14 protein-coding genes are annotated in these 12,190 nt (G+C 72.0%); 12 read left to right on the top strand and 2 right to left on the bottom strand.

Translation table 11 applies throughout. The features are described from left to right. Positions 1-10 precede the first annotated feature (10 nt). Positions 11-421, bottom strand: coding sequence for a (2Fe-2S) ferredoxin domain-containing protein (locus tag CUT83_RS20050; protein ID WP_101257245.1), 411 nt, complete (start codon positions 419-421; stop codon positions 11-13). Further along, positions 418-2,394 carry a heavy metal translocating P-type ATPase gene (locus CUT83_RS20045; protein ID WP_101257244.1) on the bottom strand — a complete coding sequence of 659 codons (1,977 nt, stop codon included), beginning with the start codon at positions 2,392-2,394 and terminating at the stop codon, positions 418-420. The genes CUT83_RS20050 and CUT83_RS20045 overlap by 4 nt, the downstream gene beginning before the upstream one ends. Before the next feature lie 95 nt (positions 2,395-2,489). On the opposite strand from CUT83_RS20045, the gene CUT83_RS20040 reads away from it, so the two are divergent. The 12 genes from CUT83_RS20040 to metK all read left to right on the top strand — a co-directional run. Next, positions 2,490-2,882, top strand: coding sequence for an ArsR/SmtB family transcription factor (locus CUT83_RS20040; protein WP_101257243.1), 393 nt, complete (start codon positions 2,490-2,492; stop codon positions 2,880-2,882). A gap of 229 nt (positions 2,883-3,111) precedes the next feature. Next, entirely contained in the window at positions 3,112-3,729 is a 618-nt protein-coding gene (gene wrbA / locus CUT83_RS20035; RefSeq protein ID WP_101257258.1) for an NAD(P)H:quinone oxidoreductase, read from the top strand. 347 nt (positions 3,730-4,076) lie between these two features. Beyond that, on the top strand, positions 4,077-4,286 hold the full coding sequence (locus tag CUT83_RS20030) for a Trm112 family protein (protein WP_101257257.1): 210 nt from the start codon (positions 4,077-4,079) through the stop codon (positions 4,284-4,286). 409 nt (positions 4,287-4,695) lie between these two features. Next, positions 4,696-5,919, top strand: coding sequence for a trans-sulfuration enzyme family protein (locus tag CUT83_RS20025; protein WP_101257242.1), 1,224 nt, complete (start codon positions 4,696-4,698; stop codon positions 5,917-5,919). Between the two features lie 64 nt (positions 5,920-5,983). Beyond that, entirely contained in the window at positions 5,984-6,505 is a 522-nt protein-coding gene (locus CUT83_RS20020) for a MaoC family dehydratase (RefSeq protein ID WP_240958572.1), read from the top strand. A gap of 45 nt (positions 6,506-6,550) precedes the next feature. Next, entirely contained in the window at positions 6,551-7,390 is an 840-nt protein-coding gene (locus tag CUT83_RS20015) for a class I SAM-dependent methyltransferase (RefSeq protein WP_093849528.1), read from the top strand. After that, positions 7,387-8,466: a class I SAM-dependent methyltransferase gene (locus tag CUT83_RS20010; RefSeq protein WP_101257240.1), complete on the top strand. Its 1,080-nt coding sequence runs from the start codon at positions 7,387-7,389 to the stop codon at positions 8,464-8,466. Before CUT83_RS20015 ends, CUT83_RS20010 begins: the two co-directional genes overlap by 4 nt. An 82-nt stretch (positions 8,467-8,548) precedes the next feature. After that, positions 8,549-9,439, top strand: coding sequence for a diiron oxygenase (locus CUT83_RS20005; protein ID WP_101257239.1), 891 nt, complete (start codon positions 8,549-8,551; stop codon positions 9,437-9,439). Between the two features lie 54 nt (positions 9,440-9,493). After that, positions 9,494-10,360: a class-II aminoacyl-tRNA synthetase family protein gene (locus tag CUT83_RS20000; protein ID WP_173915114.1), complete on the top strand. Its 867-nt coding sequence runs from the start codon at positions 9,494-9,496 to the stop codon at positions 10,358-10,360. Positions 10,361-10,409: 49 nt separating this feature from the next. Further along, positions 10,410-10,793, top strand: coding sequence for a holo-ACP synthase (locus CUT83_RS19995; RefSeq protein WP_139238093.1), 384 nt, complete (start codon positions 10,410-10,412; stop codon positions 10,791-10,793). Beyond that, positions 10,790-11,032: a holo gene (locus CUT83_RS19990; protein ID WP_101257238.1), complete on the top strand. Its 243-nt coding sequence runs from the start codon at positions 10,790-10,792 to the stop codon at positions 11,030-11,032. Before CUT83_RS19995 ends, CUT83_RS19990 begins: the two co-directional genes overlap by 4 nt. 1 nt (position 11,033) lies before the next feature. Then, positions 11,034-12,190, top strand: a 1,157-nt coding sequence (gene metK, locus CUT83_RS19985) for a methionine adenosyltransferase (protein WP_101257237.1), incomplete at its 3' end; no start/stop codon positions are given.

The raw sequence follows: 12,190 nt of genomic DNA, 5'->3' as shown, positions 1-12,190 counted from the left end.
GCGGAGGGCCTCACTCCTCCAACTGCCCGCGTATCCGGCGGGAGGGGGTGAAGGTGTAGAGGTCGAGGATGCCGGGCGGCTCGGCGAGGCCGGGGCCGCCCCGTTCGACCCAGGCGGTGATGTCGGCGGTGGCATCGAGGTCGTTGACCAGGCCGAGCCAGACCGGCCGCCCGCCCGCCGCACGTCCGGCGGGGGAGGGCTGGACGACGATGACGTTCGCGTGCTCGCAGGCGTCCAGGCAGTCGGTGGCGCGGACGGCCGCGACACCGTCCAGGGCCCGGCGCAGACCGCGCAGTTGGGCGGCGTGGTCGAGGCCGGGGATCTTGGCGCTGCCGCAGCAGCAGCCGCGGCAGACGGTGACCGTGCACCGTGCCGCACCCGGCGGCGGGGTGGAGCCGGCGGACCGGGAGCGCCTGCTCACTCGGTGCCTCCCGCGGGGACGCCGCGCCACGCTGCCTCGCGCAGCAGGCGCAGGCCGTTGAGGCCGACGACGACGGTGGAGCCCTCGTGCCCGGCGACGCCGAGCGGCAGCGGCAGGGTCCCGATCAGATCCCAGGCCACCAGGACGGCGATGAACACCCCGGCGACGGCGAGGTTCTGGACCACCAGCCGGCGAGCTCTTCGCGACAGCCTCATCACGGCGGGGACGGTGGCGAGTTCGTCGCGGACCACGACGGCGTCGGCGGTCTCCAGGGCGAGGTCGGAGCCGGCTTCGCCCATCGCGACGCCGCAGTGCGCGGCAGCCAGCGCGGGGGCGTCGTTGACGCCGTCGCCGACGACCAGCACCTTCCGGCCCTGCCGCTCCCACGCCCGGACGGCCGCGGCCTTGTCCTGGGGCAGGAGCCCGGCGCGGACGTCGGTGATGCCGGCCTCGGCGGCCAGGCGCCTGGCGGCGCGCTCGTTGTCGCCGGTCAGCAGTACCGGTGGCCGCCCGGTCAGCTCGGCCAGGGCGGTGACGGTGGCGGCGGCGTCCGGCCGCAGCCGGTCGGTGACGCCCAGTACGCCGACCGGGGTCCCGTCGCGGAGCACCACGACGGCGGTGTGCCCGGCTTCCTCCAGCTCCTCCGCCGCGGAACGGGCCTGCTCGGCGTCGTCGGGCAGGAGCCGGCCGGGGGAGCCGACCTGGACGGCATGGCCGCCGACGGTGGCGCTCACACCCCGGCCGGGGGCGGAGGCGAAGCCGGACGCGGCGGCGAGGGGGAGGCCGCGCTCGCGGGCGGCGTCGACGACGGCACGGGCCAGCGGGTGTTCGCTGGGGTGCTCGGCCGCGGCCGCCAGGGCCAGCAACCCGTCCCCGGTCAGCCCGCTGCCGGGCAGCGGGCGCAGCTCGGTGAGGTGCGGGGTGCCCTCGGTGAGGGTGCCGGTCTTGTCGAGGGCGACCGTGTCGATCCGCCCGAGGCGTTCCATGACGACGGCGGACTTGGCGAGTACGCCGTGGCGGCCGGCGTTGGCGATCGCGGACAGCAGCGGAGGCATCGTGGAGAGCACCACCGCGCACGGCGAGGCCACGATCATGAACGTCATCGCGCGCAGCAGCGCGGACCGCAGGTCGTCGCCGAAGGCCAGCGGGACGGCGAACACCGCCAGGGTCGCGATCACCATGCCGACGGAGTACCGCTGTTCGACCTTCTCGATGAACAGCTGGGTGGGGGCCTTGGTCTTCGAGGCCTCCTCGACCATCGCCACGATCTTCGCGATCACCGTCTTCGACGGGTCCCGTGCCACCCGCACCGTGAGGGCGCCCGTGCCGTTCACCGTGCCGGCGAACACCTCGTCCCCGGGCCGCTTGGCGGCCGGCAGCGGTTCGCCGGTGATGGTGGCCTGGTCCACCTCGCTCTCGCCGGCGAGGACCGTGCCGTCGGCGCCGACCCGCTCGCCGGGGCGGACCAGGACGGTGTCGGCGATCGCCAACTCCGCGGCCGGGACGGTCTCCTCGCTCCCGTCGGGCAGCAGCCGGGCCGCGGTGGCCGGGGCGAGGTCGAGCAGGCCGCGCACCGAGTCCGCGGTGCGGGCGGTCGCTACCGCCTCCAGGGCGCCGGAGGTGGCGAAGATGACGATCAGCAGCGCCCCGTCGAGGACCTGGCCGACGGCGGCGGCGCCGAGGGCGGCCACCACCATCAGCAGGTCCACGTCCAGGGTCCTGTCCCGCAGGGCTTTCAGGCCCTCCCAGCCCGGTTCCCAGCCGCCGGTGACGTAGACGGCGGCGAACAGCGGGCCCCACAGCCAGGCGGGGGCTTCCAGCAGGTATGGGGGGAGGGCTGCCAGGAAGAGGGTCAGGGCGGCGAGGGCCCAGCGGGCCTCGGGCAGTGCCAGGAGCCGGGTGCGCCCGCGCGGCGCGGCGGTGTTGGTGGTGCGTTCTCCCGGCAGCGCCGGGGTGGTCAGTGTCGAGGTCATGGGCTACGGCCTTCGGGAGACGTGGGGTCCGGGCCCCACACCATACAGGAATGATTGAACATTCTTTCATGTATTGGTTTCCGTAGGATGAGGGCATGGGCCATGGAGCGAAACCCCCCGAGAGCGGCAGTGCGGTTCCGCGTGCCCGGCTGACCGCGCAGAACGCGCCCAGGGTCGCCGAGACCCTCCAGGCCCTGGCCACCCCCTCCCGGCTGCTGATCCTGGCCCGGCTGCGCGAAGGCCCCTGCGCGGCCACCGAGCTGGCCGCCGCCGTCGGCATGGAGCAGTCCGCCTGCTCCCACCAGTTGCGTGTCCTGCGCACCCTCGGCCTGGTCACCGGCACCCGCCGGGGCCGCAGCGTCGTCTACGCCCTGCACGACGACCATGTCGCCGAACTCCTCGACCAGGCCCTCTACCACGTGGAGCATCTGCGCCTGGGGCTGGCCGACGCCCGGATCGAGGCGGCCGAGCCCGCCGCCTCCTCCTGAGCGGCTGAGCCCCCGGGGCGCGTCGGCCGCCCCGTCCGCCGGCCGGCCGAGGCCGCCCCGGGGTGCGGACTTGATTAATTCCCCCGATGCGGGGAATCTGGACGCCCGTGTGATTGTTTAACGTTCAAGCAAGCCCGGTCGACGGGTGTACAACGCAAGGACGAGACCTGTCATGGGCATCTTCAGCCGCAATCGCACACACGACACCTACGGAACGGAGACCGCAACCGTGAGCACCCCCGTCAAGCTCGCCGTCGTCTACTACTCCTCCACCGGCACCATCGCCGAGATCGCCAAGGAGATCGCCCAGGCCGCGGAGAAGGCCGGCGCCGAGGTCCGCCTGCTCAAGGCCGCCGAACTCGCCCCGCAGGCCGCGATCGACTCCAACCCGGCCTGGGCCGCCAACGCCAACGCCACCGCCGACATCCCCCACGCCACCCCCGAGGACATGGAGTGGGCCGACGCGGTGATCTTCGGCTCCCCCACCCGCTACGGCAACATCGCCAGCCAGCTCAAGCAGTTCATCGACACCCTCGGCGGCCTGTGGGCCCAGGGCAAGCTGGCCGACAAGGTCTACAGCGGCTTCACCTCCTCCGCCACCGCCCACGGCGGCCAGGAGTCCACCCTGCTGGCGCTGTACAACACCATCCACCACTTCGGCGGCATCCTCGTGGCCCCCGGCTACACCGACCCGGCCAAGTTCGCCGACGGCAACCCCTACGGCACCTCCCACGTGGACGCCCAGGGCAACAACCCCGTCGACGACACCACCCGCACCGCCGCCCGCATACAGGCCGAGCGCGTCGTGAAGATCGCCACCGCCCTCAAGAAGGGCCTCACCGCCTGACCGCCGGGCGCACCGCCCGGCCACCGGGCGCGACGCACACGCCGGACCCGGCCTGCGGAGCCGGAGGCGGGCCCGTGAACGCGCCGGTGGCGCGGACCTGACCGACGACAGGACGGGCTGCGGGCCGTGAGCGGGGGCCGTGCAGGCTTTCCGGGCCGGGCCGGGCCGCACCGGCCCTGTTCCGAGTACGGCGCACGGCCCCCGTCCCGGTCCCGGTTCCGGTCCCGCCACCGGGACGGCTGCTGGGCGTGGTCGCCCCGACGGCGGTCGTGGCCGTGGCCACGGGCCCGGTCGCGGCGGCCGTACCGGTGCTGGCGCTCCTGGTCCGGACGCCCTCGCCCGTGCCCGTGTGCCCGGCACCTGCCCGCCGCCGTCGGTGTCCCCGCCCGATCGACAAGGGGCCGCTGACGCTGTCGGCGTCCGGGGACGTGCTCTACAACCCGCGGCTGCGCCGCCGCTGTCCGATCGTGGACGGCGTTCCGCGGCTGCTTCCGTCCTCGGGGGAGGCCGTGGGGCGGGAGGAGTACGAGGAGTTGTGCCGGCGGTCCGCGACGTGAGCGGTGCGGCCGGGGCCGGTGGCCCCGGCCGCACCCGCGTGCCGCTGCCGGCCGCGGCATGGGCGGAACCCCCCGCCGTCGTCGTCCGCCTTCTGCTTCCGGTGCCGGGGAAAGCGGTTCTTCACATACCCCCCCGGGGTGAGCTAGCGTGCCCGCATACCCCTACGGGGTATGCGGGCACGGGTGTGTTCCGCCGAGGTCCGGGACGGCTGCGCGGCACCGGCCGTGACGTGGAGGGCGCGACCGGCCGCGCAGGCCGTCCGCGCCGCGCCGTGGGGCGCGATCCGCCGCGCCGAAGAACGCCTTTCCCGCTTTCCGGAGCCGCCTCCGGCCGGACCGGACTCCGGCGTTCCCGTCTCCCGCGTGTTCACCACGGCTCTCCCATCCCGCGACGGAAGGAACGAGTGACATGAGGGAACAGAGGCAGCACGGAGGGCGGCGGACCGGCGAACCGCGTCTGCGGACGCGGGCGGTGCACGCCGCGGCCGCCGCGGCCGCCGAGGCGCAGGAGGGCGGAAGTCCGCTGAGCGTGCCGGTCGTCCGCTCCTCGGCGTTCGCGTTCGACTCCGTGGACAGGCTCGCCGCCGCCATGGCGGAACCGGGTGGCGACTTCGTCTACGGCAGGCGCGGCAACCCCACCGTCCAGGTGCTGGAACACGTGCTCGCCGACCTGGAGGGCGGCGCGGCCGCGATCGCCACCGCTTCGGGCATGGGCGCGATCAGCGGCACGCTGCTCGCACTGCTGCGCCCCGGTGACCATGTGCTGGCGCAGAGCTGCCTGTACGGGGGCACGCACGCGGTGCTCTCCGATCTCGCCCGGAGGTTCGGTGTCGTCGTCGAGCGGATCCGGACCGAGGACGCGGCGGACTTCGAGGCGCGTGTCCGCCCCGCCACCCGTCTGCTGTTCCTGGAGACCATCGCCAATCCGACCGGCCAGGTCCCCGACCTGCCCGGTCTCCTGGCCGCGGCCGGGGAGCGGGGGGTCGTCACGGTGGTCGACAACTCGCTGGCCTCCCCCGTGCTGTGCAGGCCCATCGAGCACGGTGCGGACATCGTGGTCCACTCCGCGACCAAGTACCTCGGCGGCCATTCCGACGTGATCGGCGGCGCCGCCGTCTTCGCCGACTCCGCGCTCCACCGGACCGTCTGGACCAAGGCGGTCGAACTCGGTTCCACCGTCGACCCGTTCGCGGCCTGGCTGACGCTGAGGGGCATACAGACCCTGCCGCTGCGGATGAGCCGGCACTGTGCCAACGCCTCGGTGCTGGCGGAGCGGCTGGGGGCCCATCCCGCCGTGGCGCGGGTCCAGTGGCCCGGCCTGCCCGGGCATCCCTCCCACGAGCGGGCCCGCGCGCTTCTGTCCGACTTCGGGGGGATGGTCTCCTTCGAGCTGGAAGGAGGGCGGAAGGCCGGCCGCCGCTTCGTCGAGGGGCTGCGGATCCCGCGGCTGGCCCTGTCGCTGGGAGGCGTGGAGACGCTGGTGACCCACCCGGCCAGTACCTCGCACCGGGAACTGGACGACCGGGCGCTCCGGGAGGCGGGGATCGCGCCGGGCACGGTGCGGATGTCCGTGGGCATCGAGGACGCGGACGACCTCTGGGACGACATCGAGCGGTCACTGAAGGCCGCCTGAGGTTCGTTCTTTTGGGTTGACAAAATAAACGACTCATCAATATTTTGGTCCTGCCCAAGGAGTGATGAACCGAGGACGAGGGGACGGCATGCGCTACTTCGAGGACTTCCGTGCCGGCGACGTGCACGAGTTGGGCCAGGTCACCGTGACCGAGGAGGAGGTGCTGGAGTTCGGGGCCCGCTTCGACCCGCAGCCGTTCCACACCGACCCGCGGCGTGCCGCGCAGTCGCCGTTCGAGGGGCTGGTCGCCAGCGGCTTCCACACCGCGGCGCTGTTCATGAGGCGCTACGTGGACGGGCTGCTGGCCTACAGCGAGTGCGTGGGGTCGCCGGGCATCGACGAGGTGCGCTTCCACCGGCCCGTGCGCCCCGGCGACCGGCTCACCGCACAGGTCGAGATCCTCGGCTCCCGCCCCTCACTGGGCAATCCCGCCACCGGCATCGTCCAGCCCAGGTGCCGGCTGGTGGCCGAGGACGGGACGGTCGTGTTCAGCATGATCCTGCACAGCATCTTCAAGCGCCGCTCCGCCGCCCGCCCCGTGTCGATGCCCGAGGCGATGGACCCGGCGCCCTGCCTGCGCGGCTGACGCCGGACACGACCGTCCACACCACCAGACGAAGGGAGACCTCCCATGGAGGCCGTATCCCGCACAGCCCAGTGGACCGCCGCAGCCCGGGCCCTGGAGTCCGAACGCGAGGACCGGCTGTTCGACGACCCCTACGCCCGCACCGTGGCCGCGGACACCGGATTCGACCTGCTCGAGCGGTACGCGGGCGCCGGCACCGTGCCGTTCCTGGCCATCCGCACCACGTACATGGACGAGGCGATCGTCCGCACCGTCGCCGAACGAGGCATACGCCAGGTGGTGTTCCTCGCCGCCGGCATGGACACCCGCTTCTACCGCCTGCCCTGGCCGGACGGTGTCACCGTCTACGAACTCGACCGCCCCGCCCTGCTGGAGGCCAAGGCGCGGATGCTCGCCGGCGAACCGGATCCGGCCGGACGCGTCCGCCGCGCCGTCGCGGTCGACCTCACCGACCAGTGGACCGGGGCGCTGAAGGAGGCCGGATGGCGCTCGGAGGAACCGGTCCTGTGGGTCGTCGAGGGCCTGCTGTTCTTCCTCGCCGAAGAATCCGTGAGGACCCTGCTGGCCACCCTGTCCGACTCCAGCGCCGCCGGCTCCGTCCTGGTCGGAGACCTGATCAGCCGGGCCGCGCTGGACAACCCCCTGTCCCGCCCCTTCCTGTCCGCCCTTGCCGAGGACGGCAACCCCTGGCTGTTCGGCACCGACGAACCCGAGCGGCTGCTGGAGGACGGCGGATGGTCGCCGCGCGAGGTGAAGCAGCCGGGCGAGGAGGGCGCCGACTTCGGGCGCTGGCCCTACTCCGTGCCGCCGCGCCAGGTTCCCGGCGTCCCCCGCTCCTTCCTGTTCACCTGCGACCTGCGAACCACCGAGGAGGCCACCTCATGAACGCCACGCCCGCCGGCACCGCGTCCGCCGGCGCCACGACCGACGAGTTCCACCGCAGGGTGATCACGGACGCGGCCGCCGCCGTCCGCGGACTGACCGTGGCCCTGGGAGAGCGCCTGGGCCTGTACCGGGCGCTCGCCGAGCACGGCCCGCTCACCCCCGAGGAACTCGCCAAGCACACCGGCATCGCCCCCCGCTACGCGGAGGAGTGGCTCCACGCGCAGCTCAGCGCCGACTACGTCGAGAGGCACCCGAGCTCCAACCAGTACACCCTGCCGGCGGCACACGCCCCCGTCCTCGCCGACAGCTCCGCGGTCACCTTCACGGCCGGCTTCTTCACCGCCCTCAAGGCCCTGTACGCCACCGAGGAACAGCTCGTCGACGCCTACCGCACCGGTGAGGGCGTGGGCTGGGCCGAACACGACCCCGCCCTGGACACCGGCATGGGCAGCCTCTTCCAGCCCTCCTACCAGCACCGGCTCGTCCCCGAGTGGCTGCCGGCCCTGGACGGAGTGACGGAGAGGCTGGCCAACGGCGGCCGCGTCGCGGACGTGGGCTGCGGCATCGGCCACACCACGCGACTGATCGCCCAGGCCTTCCCCAACGCCACCGTGTACGGCTTCGACTACTCCGAAGAGGCGATCTCCATCGCCCGCCAGCTCGCCGACGACGCCGGACTGGGCGACCGGGTGGTCTTCGAGACGGCCTCCGCCGACGACTACCCCGGCCGCGACTACGACCTGGTGACGTTCTTCAACTGCCTGCACGACATGGGCGACCCCGAGGCGGCCGCCGCCCATGTGCGCGGCACCCTCGCGGCGGACGGCACCTGGATGCTCGTGGAGACCAACGCCTCCGCCGAGGACGTCACCGGCGACACCCCGGCCGCCCGCATGTTCATGAGTCTGTCCGCCGTGATGTGCCTGCCGGTCGCCGTCGCCCAGCGCGGCCCGTACGCCCTGGGCAACCACGCCGGGGAGAAGGCGTTCCGCAGGATCGCGGAGGCCGGCGGGTTCACCCGGTGGCGCCGCGCCACCGAGACCCCGGTCAACGCCGTCTACGAGGCCAGGCCCTGAAGCCTCCTGAAGTCTCCGTGCCCGCCCCGCCTTCCCGCTCCGCCCGCGACCGACGACCCACCGGAAGACAACTGGAGGGACCATGCCCACCGCGGCCCTGCCGATCACGGACCGCTTCCAGGAAGTCCTGGACAGACTGAGCACGAAGTCCATCGAGGACTACTACAACCCCTATCAGGAGTTCGCCTGGCCCGACCGGCTGGACGAGAACCGGATGTGGATGAGCCCCGAACTCCTCACCCCCTACGGCACACCGCTGTTCGACGAACTCGGCGAGGAGACCCTGCGCCGGCTCTCGAAGTGGGAGAGCATCAACTTCTACAGCCTCAATGTGCACGGCATCCGCGAACTGCTGATCGAGGTGGTGCACCGCATCCACATGCCCGGGTTCGAGGTCCCCTCGGACTTCTTCCACCACTTCATCGGCGAGGAGAACGAGCACATGTGGTTCTTCGCCGAGTTCTGCCGCCGCTACGGGAACAAGATCTACCCCTCCACCGCGATGCGCGCCGACTCCGACTGGGAGCCGGAGGTGGAGAACTTCCTGGTCTTCGCGCGGATCCTGTTCTTCGAGGAGCTCGTCGACCACTACAACACCCGCATGGCCCAGGACGAGACGCTCTGCGACACGATCCGGCAGGTCAACCGCATCCACCACCAGGACGAGTCGCGGCACATCGCCTTCGGACGGGAACTCGTCTCCCTGCTGTACACCCGGATGCGCGAGACCGTCGGCCCGGAGCGGCTCGCCGAGGTCGAGGCCTACCTCAAGCGCTATGTCGTGTTCAGCGTCAACTCGCTCTACAACCCGCACGTCTACCGCGACGCCGGCATCCCCGACCCACTGGCCCTGCGCAACGCGCTCCTCGGAGACGAGCGGCGGCGCGAGATCGAGCGCAGGTCGATCCGCAAGCCGCTGGCCTTCTTCCTCAAGACCGGGATCTTCAGCGACGACGTCCTCCCGGCCGTCTGAGCCCCCGGTCCCTTCCGAGTCCCGTTCGCGTTCCGACCTCTCTGAGAGGCCCGCATGTCCATTCCCACAGAGACCCGGACACCACCGGGTCCGATCGACGACCGTGCCGGCCTTCCGGCCCTCGGTCCGGAAGGCACCGCCCTGCTGCGTCTGCTCGACGAGACCTTCGAGAGCTGGGGCGTCGGTGCCGGAGCACGTGTGATGACCCTGCCGCCCCTGCTGCCCACCGCGGATCTGGCCCGGCTGGACTACTACGACAACTTCCCCCACCAAGCGGTCGTCGTCGCCCCGCTGGACCTGGAACGCCGGGAGTCCGCGCCCTTCTGCTGCGAGACCGGCTGCTTTCCCTGCGACGCGCTCCAGCCGGCCGCACTGGGACTGCCCTCGGCCTCCTGCTACGGCGTCTACCTCCACCACCAGGGACAGGCGGTGCCCTCCGACACCCTGGTGACGGTGGTCGGCTGGTGCTTCCGCAAAGAGGAGCGGTACGAGCACCTGCGCCGCCAGCTCGGTTTCCGGATGCGTGAGATCGTGGCCATGGGCAGCAGGGAACACGCCCAGCGGCATCTGGAGACGTTCGCCGGGAAGATCACCGCGTTCGCCGAGGCGCTCGATCTGCCCCTGCGCAGGGAAGCGGCCTGCGACCCCTTCTACGACAAGGGCGGTTCCAAGGCGCTCATGCAGCGCCTGACGCCCGTCAAGTACGAGTTCCTCTTCGGGGACCTCGCCATCTCCTCGGTCAACACCCATCGCAACTTCTTCGGGGACCGCTGCTCCATCACCCTCGCCGACACCGGCGGTCCCGTCTTCACCAGTTGCGTGGCCTTCGGCCTGGAGCGGTGGCTGTCGGCCCTCACCCAGCGCCACGGAGGCTGGGAGGCCGCCACCGAAGCGGTCACGCGGGCCAGGTCGGTGCTCTGACGTGCCGGCCCACCCCGCCCCCAGTGGCCCGGGCTGGGCGAACCTCGGCATGGACATCGTGTCCGTCAAGCGTGTCCGACGCCTCCTCGACGAATACGGCGAGGGATTCTTCGAGCGAATGCTCACCCCCGGCGAAATAGCGGACTGCCGCAACTCCACCGGGCTGGACGTGCTCAGCCTCTGCGGACGTATCGCGGCCAAGGAAGCGGCCTTCAAAACCCTGCGGGTGCGCGACCGCTTCCTGCCCTGGCTGGACATCGTGGTGCGGCGATCCGACGGCGGCTGGCCCCTGGTGCACCTGCGCGGCGGAGCCCGCCGCATGGCCGCCGCCTCCGGGATCACGGAGGTCACGGTGAGCATCAGCCACGACGTCGACTACGCGGTCGCTGTGGCCGCGCCCATCATCACCGAACCCAAAGGAGAGACCCCATGACCGACGGACTCGACCAGGTGAAGGCGTGGATCGTCAAGCGCCACCCCGACCGTGACGACATCGCCCACGACCTGGACCTCATCGAGAACCGGCTCATCGACTCCCTGTCCTTCGTCGAGTTCGTCTTCCTGCTGGAGCAGGTGAGCGGGCGGTCCATCGACATGGACACCCTGGAGGTCGACTCGATCCGCACCCTCGAGGCCATCGACCGGACCTTCTTCAAGGCACGGGTGAGCTGAGATGGCCTCCCGACTGTTCACCTCGGAGTCCGTGACCGAGGGGCACCCCGACAAGATCGCCGACCGGATCAGCGACACCGTCCTCGACGCCATCCTCGCCCAGGACCCCGGGGCGAGAGTGGCGGTGGAGACGCTGATCACCACCGGCCAGGTGCATGTGGCCGGCGAGGTCACCACCGCCGCGTACGCCGACATCCCCACCCTGGTGCGCAACGCCGTCCTGGAGATCGGCTACGACTCCTCCAAGAAGGGCTTCGACGGCGCCTCGTGCGGGGTGTCGGTCTCCATCGGGGCGCAGTCCCCCGACATCGCCCAGGGGGTGGACACCGCCTACGAGACCCGGGTGGAGGGTGCCGCCCCGGAGGGACAGGGCGACGAGCTGGACCGGCAGGGCGCCGGCGACCAGGGCCTGATGTTCGGCTACGCCTGCGACGAGACGCCCGAGCTGATGCCGCTGCCCATCACTCTCGCCCACCGGCTGTCCTCGCGGCTCGCCCAGGTCCGCAAGGACGGGGCCATGCCCTACCTGCGCCCGGACGGCAAGACGCAGGTGACCGTCGAGTACGACGGGGACAAGGCGGTGCGGCTGGACACCGTGGTGGTCTCCTCCCAGCACGCCTCCGACATCGACGTCGGCGCGCTGCTGGCCCCGGACATCCGCGAGTTCGTCGTCGAGCCGGAGCTGACCGCTCTCGCCCGGAGCGGCGTCAAGCTGGACACCGACGGGTACCGGCTGCTGGTCAACCCCACGGGCCGGTTCGAGATCGGCGGCCCGATGGGGGACGCGGGCCTGACCGGCCGCAAGATCATCATCGACACCTACGGCGGCATGGCCCGCCACGGCGGCGGCGCCTTCTCCGGCAAGGACCCCTCCAAGGTGGACCGCTCGGCGGCCTACGCCATGCGCTGGGTGGCCAAGAACGTGGTGGCCGCGGGGCTGGCCGCCCGCTGCGAGGTGCAGGTGGCCTACGCCATCGGCAAGGCCGAGCCGGTGGGCCTGTTCGTGGAGACCTTCGGCACGGCCACCGTGGACCCCGGGCGGATCGAGCAGGCCATCTCCGAGGTGTTCGACCTGCGCCCGGCCGCCATCATCCGGGACCTGGACCTGCTGCGCCCGATCTACGCCGCCACGGCCGCCTACGGGCACTTCGGCCGGGA

This window comes from Streptomyces barkulensis, from assembly GCF_002843305.1.
GTDB classification, from domain to species: Bacteria; Actinomycetota; Actinomycetes; order Streptomycetales; family Streptomycetaceae; genus Streptomyces; species Streptomyces barkulensis.
The sequence above is the reverse complement of the archived record's forward strand: the minus strand, read 5'-3'. Positions and strand labels throughout refer to the sequence as shown.